Raw genomic sequence first — 16,442 nt, 5'->3', positions numbered from 1 at the left:
AGAGCCGTTTTCGCGTGCGGGCCATGACGATCCTGCGATCCTAGTAGATGCGCGAGACGCGGTCGTGCTCGATCCGCCAGCAGGCTTCCCAGCCTTCATTGGCGGCGATGACCGTGACCTTGCGGCTCGTCGGCGACAGGACCTCGCTGATGATCTCGCAGACGCCGAAGCCGTCGAGCCCCTCGCGATGCGCTTCGACGATCGAATCGCCCTCGAGCAATACCATCGGGTCCTGCCCGTCGAGCAATGGACGCAGGCGCGCCAGCGCCTTTCCCTGCGGATCGAGCCCCGGGATCGTGCGCACGAACTGGAAGCGGCGGCCGAGATTGGCGCGCCCGCCCAGGCTTGGCGCCGCCTCGTCGTGCTCGGCATGGACACGCGCACCCGAGGCGATGTCGTAGCCGAGATAGTGGATGCGCTCGGCGGCGAACTCGGTGCGCAGGCCGGTGGCGCCAAGATCGCGCATCTGCACCGCCATCGCGGCGATGCCGAGTGGGTTCTTGTGCTGCACGGTGCTGCCGGCCATGTCGCCCTCGATGCCGAGGATGGCGGCGCCGGCGATCACCGCCTTCTTCATTGCCGCCGGCGAGAATGGCCGTTCGAACGGGAAGGCCGCCCGGCTGGCCTCGGCTTCGGCCGCGATCGCCTCGAAAATCGGCGGCCAGAGCGCGGCGCGCCCGGTCGGCACCATGATCACAGTCGGCCGGCGCGTCGGGTTCGGGCCGGCGGCACGGGCGAGGCGCGGCAGCATGCCGCCGAGCACGGCGCCGATCTCGGCCAGGCGCTGTGAGGCCTCGCCGGCTCCCTTCTCCAGCGCAGCGCGCGAGAGCTTGAGTACGAGACGGCGGGTGCCCGCCTTGTCGGGACTGTCGAGCGCAAGCTGCAGGCCGGGCCTCGATGCCGCGTCCGCCAGCTTTGGCTCGTTCTGCGCGACATAGAGGCCGGCCGGTCCGCCATCCGGCCTCACCTCAGCGAGGACAAGGTCGAACGTCTCGTCGGCCGCATCCGCATCCCAACGATAGCGCGCCGCGGAGGCCTGCGCCTTCTCGCTCAGATGGTTGGCGAGGCGCGCCTTGGCCTGTTTCACTGCATTGCGCAGCCAGCCGCGTGCCGCCAAGGCGGCCGCGTCCTCGCGCTGGATGGCGCGGGCGAGCGAGGCTTCGGCGAAGGCGGGCTGCCAGTGGGCGTCCTGCCCCTCCATCGCCCGGTCGATCAGCGCAGCAGTGATGCTGGTCAGCGCCTCGTCGATCAGGTCGCCGCCGACAGGCAGGCCGAAGGTCGCGAGTGTCGAATGGTTCAGGCGGTCGCCGTCGCGGCGCAAGGCGGCGAGCGCGATGTCGCTGGTGCCGCCGCCGATGTCGAGCGTCAGGAGCAGCGCCTCGCCCAGGTCCGGCACGGCGGCGCGCACCTCCGGCAGGCTGGCGACATAGCGCGCCGCCGCGACCGCTTCCGGCACGGTGACGGCCGCGTCGGGGAAGCTGGTCGTGCCGGGAAAGAGGCGTTCCAGCCGCTGGGAGAAGAGTTCGAGCGCGGCGCGGTAGCGCGAGGCGATCTCGTCGCCGATGCCGCTCGGGCAGGACACCAGGATGCGCGGCACCACCGGCGGTGGCGCATGATCCTCGACCCGCAGGCGGTCCTCGCCGAGACGCAGCACATAGAGGTCGACCAGCTCGTCGAGCACGTCGGCGACCAAAGGCGCGATCTCGACGGTGTTGGTGGCGACGACCCGGTCGGCCGCGGCGTCGTAGCGATGCACCGGCTCGTTCAGCGTCAGCGAGACCGCGCCGGAGGTCAGCGCGTGTTTCAGCGAGTCGATCCGCTTGCCGCCTTCGGGCAGACCAGCCTGCGGTGGCGGGGCGGGGGCGGAGACGTCGTAACGCCGCGCGAAAGCCTTGAGCCGGCGTGCCACGCTGACGCGGTCCGAGCCGATCAGGGCGAGATCGGGCAGGCTGTGCGGCGCGTGGTCGGCGCGCAGATTGTTGCCGGAGTCGAGTCCGACATGGCTCGGGATCAGCGGCGCGGCCCCGGCATCCTGCAGGGCAGCCTCGCCATGGCGTGGATCGACATGGGCGGCGAGCCAGGTTCCGAGTGCCAGAGGCCTGATTTCGGTGGCGCGACCGGCGGCACGCGGCGCGCCCGACCAGATCGAGGTCGCGGAGGCGCCGAGGTCGATGCAGATCGGCAGGCGGTGGACGCGGCGGCTATAGCGCAGCGGCAGGTTCGCCTCCGCGAAAGCCTTGCCGCCCTCGTCGCCGGCCTTGATCGCGAGCGAGACGGTGATCTCGCCGCGCAGCACATTGGCGCCGCTGGTGCGCACCGCACGCGACAGTGTCGTCGTCAAATTCTGCATCGGCACGACGGCGCGGCCGCGCCGGCCGAAATCGCCCTCGCGTACGATCTCGAGCGGGAACGGTGTCGATGGCTCGGCGATCTCGCTTTCGCCCATGCGGCTGGTGACCTCGACCGTCAGTGGCGCGGTCCGGGTCAGCGGCCAGCGGCGCAGATCGATCACCAGCCCGTCGCAACGCACGATCGAGGTCTCGTCGTCCGGGTCGACCTCGGCATTGAGCCCGCTGGTGATCTCGAACTGCGCGCTGCCGCCGAGCGGGCAGGTGAAATGCTGCCCCGCGATCGTCAGCGCGACCTCGCCGCGGTTCTGGCTGCGGATCGGCACCGAGCGTGCTTCGAGCGCGCTCGACCACGGCTTGGCCGGGCCGTCCGGATCGTGGCCGGCACCATCCTGGCTGACCCAGCCGCCGAGCTTGGCGGTAAGCCTCACCTGCAATGGCGCCCTCGGATTGGCCTGGATCGTCTCGTCGACGAAGTCGAGCACGGCATCGCGCGTCAGTGTCACGTCGAGCCGCACTTCCTGGCCGGCCAGCGCCGGCGCATCGGCGAGCCAGATCAGGTGGCGGCTGGTCGCGCTGCCGACATCCGGAAAGCGCCTGAGCGAGACCGAATGATCCATCGGCGCGGCGACGCCGAGCGAGAGGTGCTGTGCCTTGATGCCAAAGCAGCTCGCCTCGATCGTCAGGCCGCGCCGGCCTTCGAGCACGATATCCCGGGGGATATCGATCGCGATCTGGCCGATCGCGAGCAGCTTGCCGGCGTGCAGGGAATCCAGGTCGATCTCGACCGGCTCGATCCGCCAGTCCGGCTGCGAGGCGCCGGCGAGCGCCGCGACCTTGATGACGCGCCGCGGCGAGGCGCGGGTGCCGCTCGCCGTCTCGACAATGGTCGAGAAGGCGATCTCGATGCTGGCGTCGCTGTCGACATCGGCCTGGGCCCGGTGGTTCGCCACGGCGCGCATCACCGCCTCGCGACGCAGGCCCAGCACCAAGCGCTCGCCAGCCCGGATCGCGGCCTTGTCGAGCAGGGCATTGCCTTGCAGCCAACCGATATCGATGCCGCTCGCGAGGCCGGGCGCATGCGAGACCAGCGAGACCGTCACGGCCTTGACCATGTCTTCCGGCGCCTCGAAGGCGAGGAGGTCGATCAGATCGCCGCTGCGGTCGAGCGCGATCGTCGCCGCGAAGCTCCCGAGCCGTGTCTCGAGATTGTAGCAGGGCAGAGTGGTCATGCGTCCTGCCTCGAAGCGATATCCGCCGGGGCCCCGCCGGCGAGCGCGGTGCCCCAATGATGGTCGAGCCCGGTCAGGGCGGCGGCCGCGGCGAGATAGCGCGGCAGCATGTCGCCGGCGCCGGCCCTGAGCCGGCGATAGGCGGCGCCGAAGCCGGTATCCACGGGATCGGCGAGCGCGCGGCCGGCGAACGGCACTTCGGCGAAGGCGGCGTCGGCTTCGCGCAGCGCCATCTGTGCCAGCAGCAGCCGGCTATAGCTTTCGAGCGTCGTGCGCAGCGCCTGGCCACAGCTAGTCGCTTCGCTCGCGGGACCGAGCAATGCATCGATCTGTGCCGTCAGGCCTGCCAGGGCCGGGGCAAGGCTCTCGATCCGCGCGAGCGAGCCGGCGAAATGGCGGCTCGTTGCCGTAAGACACTGCGCGCCGCGCACGGGATCGCCGCTGCGATGGGCGCGTGCGGCGAGGTCCGGGTATCCGGCCGCCTGTTCCCAGCTCCGAATGAGATCGGCGGCCGCGAGCGTCTGTTCCACCTCGCGTCGCAAGCCGGCGAAATGGCTATGCAGCAGCACGATCTCGCCCGGGGTCAATTCGCCGAGCCGCCGCGCCAGTTCGTCGGCGATCGCCGCCGGCTGGCTCGCTTGCTGCGCGGCGTCGGCGAGTTCGCTGCGCATGCGTGCGACCGCTTCGAGGCCCGGCGCCGGCTGCCGTTGCGGCTGTCGTCGCAAGTCGAGCAGCAGGGCGTCGAGCGGTGACAGCCGGCGCTGGCCGCTCCGCGTGGCGGCGTCCACCACCGCCTGTTCGACTTCGGTTACGAGCCCGGCGTCGAGCCAGCTCTGATGAGCGCTCGCGGCGACATCGTGCAGCAGGCGCATCGCCCGCCGGTCGTGACCGGCCAGCGCCATCGCCTCGCGGGCGAGCAGTTGCGGGAGATTGGGATCCTCATACCAGGTGAGCAAACGCTCGAGCCGGATCTCGTCCTCAGGCGATCCGGGTAGAGGCAGAGCGAAGCGCACGGCACTGGCGCGCTTTGCCAGCTGCGGTTGCGTGATCCCGCGCAAAACCATGGCGATCTGCTCGTCGAGCGAGCGTTCGCCGAGCTCGTCCGTCCGTGCCGGGTCGATGCCCGCGGTCGCCGCCAGTGCGTCCAGCAGGCTTGCCGGCGCGGCGTCCTTGGCACGCGCATCAAGCCGCGCGAGCGGCCCGGCAGGCGTTTGCGTCGCGCGTGCGGATAGCTCGTCGAGTGCGGCAGCGAGGCGCGCCGGCCGGAGCGCGCTCGTAGCGCGCCATAGCCCCTCGGCCAGCCGGCCTGCGGCGAGCGCGAGATCATCATGCAACGGTGCGCTCGCGCCGGCGGTTGCAACGACCAGGGCGTTGCCGCCGCTTGCGCCGAGCGTCAGCCCGGTCGCGGTCGAGGCGGCATAGCCCTGGCGGTGCGAGGCGATGGCGAACGCCCCATCCTGCCAGCGCAATGTCATCGGCGCGCCACTGATCACCTCGCCCTCGCCGACCCAGACAAGCTGGCGGCGCGGCGCGGCGAAGACGATGATCTCGTCACCCTCCGCCCAGTCAGGCAGAGTGATACCGGCGCCGCCGTCAGGCCGGGCCTGCGGGCGAAGCAGGCGAAAACCGCGGCGCAGCGCGGCAAGGCGGCCAAGGCCGGTCGCGTCGACGTCGCGCTGGTCGGTGAGCGAGGCGGCGAGCAGGTCGAGTTCGGTCTCGATGGCGAGCCGAAGTTCCTGATCGATCTGGCCCAGCGCCTGCCTGGCTTCGCGCATCGCCGTGGGGAGATGCGCGACCAGAAGCCCTTCGGACGCGGTCTCGGCATCGTCACCACTGAAGGAAAGCGTCAGCCCTTCGGCTGTGCCGATCCGGTTTGCGGCCATCTTTGTCAGGGCGGCCCGCTCGTCCTCGGGATTGAGGAAGGGGCCGACCAGCAGGCGAAAGCCCTCGGCCTCCGAGCCGCTGGCCTGATTGAAGCCGGAGGCCAGCAGCGTGGCCTTTAGGTCCACGCGTTCGCTGGCCGGCTCGCTGTCTAGCGCGAGTGCGCCGGCAGCATCACGATGCACCTGCATCAACGATAGGCCGGGCGTGCGCTGGTCCGCTTCCGTGAGCGAGAGTCTTTCGTCGAGCTGGACGGGGATCGCGATCAACCGGCCATCCGCGTTCAACGTCACGGCATGGAGGGCTCGGCTTCCCGCCGGCAGCCTGCCGTGGAGCGGCGCAGTTCCTGCGTCGGCGGCGGCGATCAGGCTGATGCGTCCCCCGGCCTCTTCGGCCGCCAGAAAACGGATCGGAGCGCATTGTCGCCAGATCGCGGCGACATGGCGCGACCCGTCCCAGATGATGGCGACAGGCGCCACGGAGGAAGTCACGAAAACAGGCTCCGGGAAAGACGAATGAAGCAGGATGACGCGGGGCGACCTTGCGCGATGGTCCGGCGTCTTGCAAGAGATGCTCCAGGCCCAACTTGGGTTGTGCGGGCTTGGTCTTGCGGCCGGCTGGCCGCGACTTCCGAAACCTGCCGGACCGGTTTGCCGCAAGGGGCGGTGCGGATGCTGAAACGGAGCGAGATGCGATGACGGCAGAATCGGTTTGCTTTGCCGCCTTGCCGGCCGCTTTGCCGGTCACATTTGCCCAGGCCGGTGCCGGCGAGGATGTCGCAACCCGCACGCTGGCACTGTCGGATTCCTCGGGCGGCTCGCCCCGCACGGTTGCGGCGAGCTTCCTCGCGCCGCGCCTGCTGCCGCGCCTGTTCCGCGAGCCGGCTCAGGCCGCCTCGGCGGCGCAGGCGGCGCTGACGGATGCCGAGCGGCTGATCGTCCTGCTGCCCGCCGGTCGCTATGACGATGGCGTCTGGGCCCCGATCATCGAGCGCATCCTGGTCGGTCTCGATACTGCTTCGGCGCGTCCGCGCGAGATTGTTTTCGCCTGGAGCGGGCTTGAGCCCTTCCTGGCTCCCTTCGGGCGCCGTGCACAGGATGTCTGGAGCGATCCGCGTCTCGTCCCGGCGCTGCTCGGCGTGCTGGAACGCTCCGCTCGTTCGCTCACCACTGTGCTCGACGCGGCCAGCGATATTCGCCGCGGCCTGATCCGGTTCGACACTGCCCGCGAAGAAGCAGGGCCTGCGCAGGCGACGCTCGCGCTGGCCTGAACACATAGGCAGGCGACTACTTCCAGACCAGGGCGTTGGCGAGGTCGCGGCGGCCGCATTCCAGCGACATGGCGTTGACGGCGGCGCGATAGCCCTGCAGCGAGTAGACCACATGGGCCGGCTTGCCATCGGTCGCCGTGCCGCTGATCTCCAGCGTCGTGCCCCTGTTGTAGCCGGCGACGGCGTCCATATCGAGGATCGGCTGGCCGTTGGAGCCCTGCTTGGTCGGGCGGATGAAGTTGCCGGCCGCGGTCGGGACGGCGTTGAGACGGCGCGTCATGCCGCCGCCTTCCCTGATCACGGCTTCGAAAGGCGTGCCGGGCTTGTAATAGCGCTTGTCCTCGATCAGGTGCTGCAGCTCGCCATTCCCGGCGCTGCTCGCCTGCAGCAGGATGAATGGCGCCTGCTCGCGCCAGTAGCGCGGCCCGGCTTCCTGCGCCGCGGTATAGGCGTAGCAGGTACGCTGGCCGGTGCGCGGATCCTCGGAGACGCTGGCGTACCAGTCCTGGAAACGGCGCAGCAGCCTGCCCGGCGCCTCGGGCATCAGCATGTCCTTGGTGTCGACCGCGCGGGCCCGCAGCTGGAAATCCTGTGCGACGGGGCCGGCGCTTGCGACCTTGATCGTGTATTCGCCGGGGCCGAGCCTGTAGCGTCGCAGGTTGGGGCGGCTCGGATTGGCGATGTGGATGGTCTTCATGGGGGTGTTGTTGCGGCCGAGCACGTCGACAGGCACGGTCGGGTGCGGTCCGCGGACGCTGCCGGTCGGGATATCGATCTCGACATAGGATTCCTGGACGACCAGGAAGGGGTATTGCTGCAGCGCCCGGCCACCTTCGATACGGGCATTGATCCGCAAAGGCGTGGTCTGGTCGAGCCGCGGCGTCTGAGCCGTCGGGCCGAGCGCAGCCCATTGCTGCATGGTCGGCAACTCGTCGAGCGTGACGAGCCCGTCCTCGGAGACCGGCGTCGTGTTCCGGCGGTTGACACTGACCGAGATCCGGTAGCCGAGCGGGCGCGGGTCGACCGTGACCATGCCCTCCCAGCGCTTGTCCTCGGGACCGGCGGGGTCGTGCGCGATCACCAGCGAGACATGGCGTTCGGCTCGGATCTTGGTTTCTTTCTCCTCGGCGTTCTGCTTGCTCAGTGCGCGCCGCAGCTTGTCGGAGAAGAATTCCTGCCAGCCGGGGCTGACGGGCAAGCCGCTCAGCATCCTGACCGAGAGCGTGACGGGGTTGGAGGTGTCGACCGAGGCTGCCCAGACTCCGGCTGCGACTCGGGTGAAGAGTTCGTCGGTCGAGCTGTATTCCTCGCCGATGAAATCCTGCGAGACGGTGAAGGGGTCAAGGCTCGGCGAGCAGCTCTCATAGCCGTTCCAGCCATGCGCCGACAGGTTGAAGCGCGCGGCCGCGCCGACCTTCTGGCCCGACGCCCGGACCTCGATCTGGATCTTGCTGAGCTGTTCCTTGTTGTCGCCCGCCATCGGGCTGTCGAGTACGCCAGTGTCGACGATGCCCTTGATCGGGTCGATGTCGAGCCAGGGTGCCATCGAGACCCCGGGGATGTTCGAGAATGCAGCCCGGATCTGCTGCATGATGTTGTTGCCCTGATCGGTCGTGAAGGCGTCGCGGGTCGCGGGGCGCGAGGCGATGCCGATGGCGACCGGCAGCTTGAGCTGCGGGCATTGCTGCTGGATGCGCTGCCAGAGCAACTGGGCGGCGGAGCCGAACGGGTTGTACGGATCGAACCCGGCCATCATCTGCGTCTGCGCCGTAGCCTCTACCGGCGATGCCGCCGTGAGGCAGGCAACCGTCAGGCAAAGGATTCGTCTTGTCAGCGCTCGCGCAGTCATCTCGTTTCAGTACTCATGGGGTCCTCCCTCGCGGGCGAGGGAGGACCGGTTCTGATTCCGTCTCGGCTCAGATGCCGGACGCTTCGTTGGTCGCCAGATTGACCTCGACCTGGTCGGTGCCGGCAGCCTTGCCTTCGCGGGTTACGCTGCGCTCGACGACGCGGATGCGCTGGCCTTGGCTGTTGTTGTAGGTGCGGACGGTGCGGGCGCGGACGACCACAGCCTGGCCGCTCGAATTGCGGAAGCTCTGGGTGTTCGAGCCGCCCGAACGCGCGGCGATGTAAGCCGCCTCGCGAGCGCGCTCCTTCTCGATCGCGTCGGCGATGACCAGGCCGGCAACGCCGCCGATGAGAGCGCCGATCAGGGCACCGCGGCCGCCGCCGACTGCGCCGCCGATCAGGGCGCCGGCGCCAGCGCCCAACGCGCCGCCAGCCGCAACACGTTCCTGCGAACCGGTGCAGCCACCGAGCAGGAGGGCGCCTGCGACGAGGATGGTTCCGGCCTTCATGGTCTTGGCATGCATCACGTCACCCCAGTAAAAAAGGTTGTTTCCAAAATCTATGGCACCTGCAATCTGGCTGCTCTTGCATCCGGTAGAGCCAGTTTCGCAAAACCCGGGCAAGACCATACGGCGCCACACCCGGCATCTCTTCCATATTGGCCTTTTCTGGGCAAGGGCTGCCGCAGTTTGTCACGTTTCTGACAATCTTTAAAATGTTCGCAACGCGAAACCCACCGTGAAAGCCAAGAGAGGCAGGGGGTTGACGGGCTGCTGCGCCCACGCTGTTCCGTCGCATCGGCCTTGGGCGGCGCGATAACTTTAAAAACCGAAGGTTCATCTTTAATGCTTTTCCGGCAGCTGTGGTTAATTCGCCGCGGTGTGCTGTGTCCCTACCGCGATGAGCGACGTTCCGTCATGCGCATCGGCATCCCGTCGCGTGGGCGCAGCGTGATGCGCTGGGTCGGCATCGGCGCCTCCTCGCCCGCATAGTCGAAGCACAGATGCCGGAGCAGCATGGCGAGCACGATCACCGCTTCCACCATGGCGAATTGCAGGCCGATGCAGACCCGAGGGCCGGCGCCGAACGGCAGATAGGCATAGCGCGGTATGGTCTCACGGGCTCCGGGCAGGAAGCGCTCGGGCCGGAAGCGGTCGGGCGCCTGCCAGAGCGTTTCGTGCCGATGCAGAAGATAGGGCGAGACCACGACCAGAGCGCCCTTCGGAATGAAGCAGCCGCCGGCTGCGACATCGTCGGCCAGTGCCGTCCGCGACAGGGACGGGACGGGAGGATAGAGGCGCATCGCCTCCTCGATCACCGCGCGAGTGAGGGAAAGGTGCTCGCCCGACAGGGCCGCGGCGGCGAGATCCTCGCCGGCCGCATCGATCTCGGCTTCGAGCGCGGTGCGCACGTCCGGCGCGAGCGAAACGAGATAGAGCGACCAGGTCAGGGCGTTCGCTGTCGTTTCGTGGCCGGCGCCGATGAAGGTGACGATGTTGGCGCCGACCTCGGCCTCGCTGAGCCCTGTGCCTGTCTCGGGATCGCGCGCGTTGAGAAGTGCATCGAGCAGGTCGGGCTTTTCTGGCTGCCAGCCTCCGCCGGCATGCAATGCCTGCCGCTCTGCGATGATTGCCCTGACCTGCGCTTCGAAGAAGGAAATCGCCGGCCGTGCCATCCAGCGGCCGATCCGCGGCAACCAGGCCGGCGCACCGAGCACGTCGAGCGGATCGATCCGGCCTTGCGTCTCGAAATAGCGGGTCAAGGCTTTGCCGAAGGCGTCGGCGCCACCGGCTATCGCGTTCGAGAACATCGTCTCGGCCAGGATGTCGTAGGTCACGCGCGTCATGTCGGTCGAGATATCGACGATGCGGCCGCTGCGCCGGCGCAGCATGCGGGCGACGGTCCGCTCGGCCGGCGCGATCATGCGTTCGGCCAGTGCCGCAATGGAGCGCGGCGTGAACAACGGCGCCAGCGTCCGCCGCGCCCGTTTCCAGGCTTCGCCCTCGGCCGTCAGCAAGCCCTCGCCAAGTCCGGGCGCCAGGATAGTGCGCTGGAGATCGTCCTTGCGGTAGTTGGCAGCGTTCTCGACCAGTACATGTCGGACGACCTCGGGGTCGGAGACGACGACCCCGTAGCCGAACAGGCCCTCGCCGGCGACGATCGGCTCGCGGAAATGCCGTGTGCGCCAGATCGTCAGTGGGTTGCGGCGCAGGCGCAGCAGCAGTTCGAGTCGGCCGAACTCGCGCTCTTCCGGCACCGGGGCCGGCGGGCGCCTCCGTCGGGCCTGCGCGGCGGACATGGCGGCATCCGCTGTGATCATGGCTTTCTCCTCGCGGAGCCGAACCCGACGAGCGCTGCTCGAGCGGAAACGGTTCTGAGAGGGACAATCTCCTGCCGATTTCAGGCATTCCGAAGGCGCAAGCCGCGTGCCAGCCCGTTCTGCGATTGTTGCATTGCAGAGAATAATTCAACGCAATCTTGTGCAGTGCACAATAAGTGCTATTTTAGGTGTCCAAGGAGCCACCGAGATGCCTGAGTACAAGAATCCTCCCCCGCGCATTCTGCGCCCGCGCAAAGAACTGCCGACCCTCGAAGAGGCGGTGACGGCGGCGCAGTGCATGAGCGATTCGCCGGAGCAGCAGGCCGAACTCGCCGCACAGCTGATGGGCGTTACCGTCGCCGAGGTCGTGCCGCTGATCCGCAAGGCTGCGCACCGTACCACCGTGATGACGCCGAACCGCTCCGTCGTCGTGGTCCGCCGACCGACCCGAACCTTCTCGCCGCGCCTCGCCGAGGCGATGCGCCGCTGAGTAGCGCAGTCGCTGCTTTCCAATTTTCAAGAACGCCGGGAGCCAGGAATGGCTTCCGGCGTTTTGCTTTGCAGATCGAGAGATGATCCGGTCTGAGCCCGAGAGCTCAGTTCCGAGCGCCGATCTTGTCGAGGATCGGGCAGTCCGGCCGCTGGTCGCCATGGCAGTTGCTCGCGAGATGGCGCAGCGTCGCCGCCATCGCCTGCAGCGCCGCCGCCTTCTCCTCCAGCTCTCCGACATGCTTGAGCGCGAGTTGTTTTACATCGGCGCTCGCCCGCGAGCGGTCGCGCCAAAGCCCCAGCAGCACCCCGGTCTCGTCGACCGAGAAGCCGAGGCTGCGGGCGCGGCGCACGAAGCGCAGCGTATGGACGTTCGGCTCGGCATAGACCCGGTAGCCCGATTGCGAGCGCGCCGGCGGCTCGATCAGCCCGATCTGCTCGTAATAGCGGATCATCTTGGCGCTGACGCCCGAGGCTTCGGCAGCTTGTCCGATGTTCATCCCATCCTCCCAAAGGCGGTGGCGGGGGCGGCGCCCGGCGCTGCTGCGACGATGTCCTGCCGCGCCGCAAAGCGGCGCAGTCTGAGTGCGTTGGCCAGCACACTGACGCTGGAGAAGGCCATGGCGAAGCTGGCGAAGACCGGCGACATCAGCACGCCCCATAGCGGATAGAGCAGGCCGGCCGCGACCGGGATCAGCAATACATTGTAGCCGAAGGCCCAGCCGAGATTCTGGCGGATGTTCGCCATCGTCGCCTTGGACAGGCCGATCGCCTCCGGAACATGGGTGAGATCGCCGGAGATCAGCACGATGTCGGCGCTCTCTATCGCGATATCGGTGCCGGCGCCCATGGCGATGCCGATATCAGCCTGGGCCAGCGCCGGTGCGTCGTTGATGCCGTCGCCGACGAAGGCGACCTTGGCTCCATCTGCCTGCAGGCGCTTGACGATCGCGGCCTTGTCGGTCGGCAGCACCTCGGCCTCGACCGCGTCGATGCCGAGCCGGGCCGCGATCGCCTCGGCGGTGGCGCGGTTGTCGCCGGTCACCATGACGATGCGCAGGCCGAGCGCCTTGAGCGCGTGGATCGCGGCCGCCGTGCCTGGCTTGAGCTGGTCGGCGACGGCGATGAGGCCGGCGAGCTTGCCATCGACCGCGATATAGAGCGGGCTCTCGCCGTCGCGAGCCGAGGTTGCTGCCCGCTCCGCGAAGGCCGACGCAGCGATGCCGCGCTCGGCCATCAGCCTGGCTGAGCCGACCAGGATTTCGCGGCCTTCGACCTGGGCCGAGATGCCAAGGCCAGGTTCGGCCGCGAAATCGGCCGCCGGAGCGAGCGCAAGGCCGCGCCGCTTCGCTTCCGCGACGATCGCCTCGGCGGAGGGGTGTTCCGAGGCGCTCTCGGCTGAGGCGGCGAGACACAGCGCCTCCTCTTCGGTGAAACCCTCAGCGGCGATGAAGCGCGTCACCTCCGGCCGGCCCTTGGTCAGCGTGCCGGTCTTGTCGAAGGCGATGGTCGCAACCTCACTCAGCCCCTGCAGCGCGGCGCCCTGGCGGAAGAGGATGCCGAGCTCGGCGGCGCGGCCGGTGCCGACCATGATCGAGGTCGGTGTCGCAAGGCCCATGGCACAGGGGCAAGCGACGATCAGCACCGCGACGGCGTTGACCAGCGCATAGGTTAGCGCGGGCGATGGGCCAAAGAAGAGCCATGCCGCGAAGGTCATAAGCGCGACGGCGATCACCGCCGGCACGAACCAGTTGGTGACGCGGTCGACCAGCGCCTGGATCGGCAGCTTCGCGCCCTGCGCCTGCTCGACCATGCGCAGGATCTGGGCGAGCAGCGTATCGGCGCCGACCTTCTCGGCCCGGAAGCGCAGCGCTCCATTGCGGTTGATGGTGCCGCCGATCACGCTGGCGCCGACGCTCTTACGGGCGGGCGCCGGTTCGCCGGTCACCATCGCCTCGTCGACATAGGATGCGCCTTCGACGACTTCGCCGTCGATCGGGATCTTCTCGCCGGGCCGGACCAGCACGAGGTCGCCGACCCGGACCTGTTCGATCGCGATCTCGCTCTCGACGCCGTCGCGTAGCACGCGGGCCGAGCGCGCCTGGAGCTGGACCAGTCGCTTGATCGCGTCGCTGGTCCGGCCCTTGGCGCGGGCCTCGAACCAGCGTCCGAGCAGGATCAGGGTGACGATCACCGCGCCGGTCTCGAAATAGGTGTAGTCCGTGCCGGCAGGCAGCCAGTCGGGCGCGAAGGTCGCGACCACCGAATAGGCATAGGCCGCACCGGCGCCGAGCATGACCAGCGCGTTCATGTCGGGCGCAGCCCGCATCAGCGCCGGCCAGCCCTTCAGGAAGAAGCGCAGGCCCGGCCCGAACAGCACGATCGTGGTGAGGGCGAAGGCGATGAGCTTCAGCATGAAGGCATCGATGCGACCGTAAAGCCAATGGTGGAAGGCGTCGCTCAGATGCGGCCCCATTTCGATCACCAAGAGCGGCAAGGTCGCTAGCGCGGCGATGATGACAGAGCGCCCAAGTGCGGTCTGCTCCGCCTGTCGGCGTGCAGCGGCAGCATCGCCGTCGTCGCTGCGGCCCTCGTCGAGCGGCTTGGCCTCGTAGCCGGCGACGGTGACAGCTGCGACGAGTGCTGGCGTGATGCCGCCATCGGCAACCCGGACGGTCGCCCGCTCGGTCGCGAGATTGACCTCGGCCTTGAGCACACCCGGCACGGCGCGCAGCGCCTTCTCGACCCGGCCGACGCAGGAGGCGCAGGTCATGCCGGAGATCGCCAGGGTGATGTCCGTCGCGCCCGGCTCGTAGCCGGCGCCGCGGATCGCCTCGGCGACCGCTTCGGTATTGCCGCCGGCCAGCGTCACCCGCGCCTTGCCGGTCGCGAGGTTGACCTGGGCTTCGCTGACGCCCGGTACGGCCGAGATCGCCTTTTCCACCCGTCCGACGCAGGACGCACAGGTCATCCCGTCGACGGGGATATCGATCGTGCTGGACCCGGTTGCGGGCACTTCATGCTTTGCATGCATCGTCATGACGCATCACCTTCCTTCTCTCGTTGGAAGATGGCTACACCTTCCCATCATGGGAAGGTCAAGCGGCTATTTTTCTGGATAGCTGCGACGGTTTGGTCGGCTTCCTACCAGGCAGAAACCGGGTGTCGCGCGCCGCCGCCGACGCGTTTCATTGCCGCCGACGGGATCGGTGAAGGACGTAGAACATGGCGACGGCGGCACTCCGCAAGACGGATGGACAGGTAATGGATGAGGTCGCGACCGCTCTCGACTGGCGGCGGATCGAGTCCGAATTGGACGAGCATGGCGTCGGACTGACCGGGCCGCTGCTCGATGCCGGCCGCTGCGCCTCGCTGCGGGCGCTCTATGCCGAGCCCCAGCATTTCCGCAGCCGCATCGTCATGGCGCGCCATGGCTTCGGCCGCGGCGAATACCAGTACTTTACCCACCCGCTGCCTGATGTGATCTCGGCGCTGCGCCCGCTGATCTACGCGCGGCTCGCGCCGATCGCCAATCGCTGGAATGCGGCGCTCGGCATCAATCAGCGCTATCCTGAGACGCTCGACGACTTCCTGGCACTCTGCCATGCGCAAGGGCAGGATCGGCCGACGCCGCTGCTGCTGAAATACGGCGTCGGCGACTACAACTGCCTGCACCAGGACCTCTACGGCGACCTGTTCTTCCCGTTCCAGATGGTGATCCTGCTCTCCGAGCCCAATCGTGATTTCACCGGCGGCGAGTTCACCTTGGTCGAGCAGCGCCCGCGCATGCAGTCACGGCCGGAGGTGGTGCCGCTGCGGCAGGGCGAGGCTGCGATCTTCGCCGTGCAGCATCGGCCGGTACAGGGGACGCGCGGGACTTATCGCGTCAATCTGCGCCATGGCGTCAGCCGGGTGCGGTCGGGAGAGCGCTATACAACCGGGCTGATCTTCCACGATGCGCACTGACGAAAGCCGTCAGGGCGCCTTGAACTTCAGCCCGCGAAGGATCGCGCCCAGCGCCTGTTCGTCGACGAGGTCGGCTGCAGCGGCCTGGGTGAACCATTGGCAGCGGCGCTGTTCCTGCTCAGGCCAGGTTGGAAGCTGGTCCGTCACCGCGAGCAGATAGAGCCTGACCTTGCACAGCACGAAATCGCGCGTGCGCCGTTTCCAGTAGGTGTAGCGGCCGACGGGCTTCTTGCCGACCTCTCCGAGCAGGCCGGCTTCCTCCATGGCTTCGCGCGCCGCAGCCTCATGGCCCTTCAGCCCGCGGATAGGCCAGCCTTTCGGCACGATCCAGCGCTGCGTCTCGCGCGTCGTCACCAGCATGATCTCGACGGCACCGTCCGGCCGGTGCCGATACGGGATCGCGCCGATCTGCACCTTCGGCCCCGCCGCCCGCTTGCCGCTCGCCGCCTTCGCTGTCCTTGCAGACTTCCCCATGCGCCCTCCGGCGGCAGCATATGGTGATTCGGGGGGCGGCTCGCCAGTTGATTTTGTAGCCGGCAATGCTTTTTCGCGCGACATGCCGGCTCCCGGTCCGCTCGCAATCTCTGCGCGGGCCGGTGTTTCCTGTCCGTGGGCAACGATGAGCTGGAAGCCGCGGACTGCCGGCCCCTGTTCGGCCGACCGGCCGATTTCAGAGCTTCTTGCCGTCCTTGCCGAACTGCTTGAGGAAGGCGGTGAGGTCGGCGATCTCTTTTTCGTTCTTGATGCCGGCGAAGATCATCTTGGTGCCGGGGATCTTGGCCTTGGGATCCTTGATGTACTCGGCGAAGACCGCCTCGTCCCAGGTGATGCCCGCGCCCTTGTTGGCGGTCGAATAGCTGTAGCCCTCGACCTCGCCCGTGTGCCGGCCGAACAGGCCGTTGAGCTGCGGGCCGACCAGGTTCTTGGCGCCTTCGCCGATCTGGTGGCAGGCGCGGCACTTGTTCCAGGAGCGCTCGCCGGCGGAGACGTCCTGTGCCGAGGCTGGGGATGCGGCCAACGCGGCGAGGGTGAGCAGGGTGGCGCTGGCGATCAGTCTCACAGGCAGCCTCATCGGGTCGTCTCTCCTC

Annotated in this window: 12 protein-coding genes; 3 read left to right on the top strand and 9 right to left on the bottom strand. The window is 68.3% G+C overall.

Annotation, left to right across the window (positions count from 1 at the left end; all coding sequences use genetic code 11):
- Nucleotides 1-40: 40 nt before the first annotated feature.
- A complete protein-coding gene (locus tag ACSQ24_RS24110) occupies nt 41-3,580 on the bottom strand; it encodes a hypothetical protein (RefSeq protein ID WP_436097132.1) in 3,540 nt (1,179 codons plus the stop codon).
- Entirely contained in the window at nt 3,577-5,952 is a 2,376-nt protein-coding gene (locus ACSQ24_RS24105; RefSeq protein ID WP_436097131.1) for a hypothetical protein, read from the bottom strand. Before ACSQ24_RS24105 ends, ACSQ24_RS24110 begins: the two co-directional genes overlap by 4 nt.
- 203 nt (nt 5,953-6,155) lie before the next feature.
- Here ACSQ24_RS24105 and ACSQ24_RS24100 point away from each other — a divergent pair, with 203 nt between their 5' ends.
- A complete protein-coding gene (locus tag ACSQ24_RS24100; RefSeq protein WP_436097130.1) occupies nt 6,156-6,731 on the top strand; it encodes a hypothetical protein in 576 nt (191 codons plus the stop codon).
- Nucleotides 6,732-6,747: 16 nt separating this feature from the next.
- Here the strand turns inward: ACSQ24_RS24100 and ACSQ24_RS24095 are convergent, their stop codons facing one another.
- The 3 genes from ACSQ24_RS24095 to ACSQ24_RS24085 form a co-directional block, all read right to left on the bottom strand.
- A complete protein-coding gene (locus ACSQ24_RS24095; RefSeq protein WP_436097129.1) occupies nt 6,748-8,484 on the bottom strand; it encodes a hypothetical protein in 1,737 nt (578 codons plus the stop codon).
- Nucleotides 8,485-8,647: 163 nt separating this feature from the next.
- The gene (locus ACSQ24_RS24090; protein WP_436097128.1) at nt 8,648-9,103 is read right to left on the bottom strand and encodes a glycine zipper domain-containing protein; all 456 of its coding nucleotides are present in this window, start codon (nt 9,101-9,103) and stop codon (nt 8,648-8,650) included.
- A 368-nt stretch (nt 9,104-9,471) separates the two neighbouring features.
- Nucleotides 9,472-10,899: a cytochrome P450 gene (locus ACSQ24_RS24085; protein ID WP_436097127.1), complete on the bottom strand. Its 1,428-nt coding sequence runs from the start codon at nt 10,897-10,899 to the stop codon at nt 9,472-9,474.
- Nucleotides 10,900-11,107: 208 nt separating this feature from the next.
- On the opposite strand from ACSQ24_RS24085, the gene ACSQ24_RS24080 reads away from it, so the two are divergent.
- Nucleotides 11,108-11,389 carry a hypothetical protein gene (locus ACSQ24_RS24080; RefSeq protein WP_091834565.1) on the top strand — a complete coding sequence of 94 codons (282 nt, stop codon included), beginning with the start codon at nt 11,108-11,110 and terminating at the stop codon, nt 11,387-11,389.
- Nucleotides 11,390-11,495: 106 nt separating this feature from the next.
- On the opposite strand, the gene cueR is transcribed toward ACSQ24_RS24080, so the two are convergent.
- Together cueR and ACSQ24_RS24070 are read right to left on the bottom strand one after the other, a co-directional pair.
- Nucleotides 11,496-11,888, bottom strand: a complete 393-nt coding sequence (gene cueR / locus ACSQ24_RS24075; protein ID WP_436097126.1) for a Cu(I)-responsive transcriptional regulator — start codon at nt 11,886-11,888, stop codon at nt 11,496-11,498.
- A complete protein-coding gene (locus tag ACSQ24_RS24070; protein ID WP_436097125.1) occupies nt 11,885-14,428 on the bottom strand; it encodes a heavy metal translocating P-type ATPase in 2,544 nt (847 codons plus the stop codon). The genes cueR and ACSQ24_RS24070 overlap by 4 nt, the downstream gene beginning before the upstream one ends.
- A 185-nt stretch (nt 14,429-14,613) precedes the next feature.
- Between ACSQ24_RS24070 and ACSQ24_RS24065 the strand changes: the two genes are divergently transcribed.
- Nucleotides 14,614-15,354 carry a 2OG-Fe(II) oxygenase gene (locus ACSQ24_RS24065; protein WP_436097124.1) on the top strand — a complete coding sequence of 247 codons (741 nt, stop codon included), beginning with the start codon at nt 14,614-14,616 and terminating at the stop codon, nt 15,352-15,354.
- A 9-nt stretch (nt 15,355-15,363) separates the two neighbouring features.
- Here ACSQ24_RS24065 and ACSQ24_RS24060 read toward each other — a convergent pair whose 3' ends face one another.
- Complete coding sequence (locus tag ACSQ24_RS24060) at nt 15,364-15,828, bottom strand: NUDIX hydrolase (protein ID WP_436097123.1); 465 nt, start codon at nt 15,826-15,828, stop codon at nt 15,364-15,366.
- Nucleotides 15,829-16,024: 196 nt separating this feature from the next.
- The gene (locus ACSQ24_RS24055) at nt 16,025-16,426 is read right to left on the bottom strand and encodes a c-type cytochrome (RefSeq protein ID WP_181430528.1); all 402 of its coding nucleotides are present in this window, start codon (nt 16,424-16,426) and stop codon (nt 16,025-16,027) included.
- Nucleotides 16,427-16,442 lie beyond the last annotated feature (16 nt).

Source organism: Allobosea sp. LjRoot237 (assembly GCF_964253285.1).
Taxonomy (GTDB): Bacteria; Pseudomonadota; Alphaproteobacteria; order Rhizobiales; family Beijerinckiaceae; genus Allobosea.
Note: the sequence above shows the minus strand (reverse complement) of the source record. Positions and strands in the feature narration are given on the sequence as shown.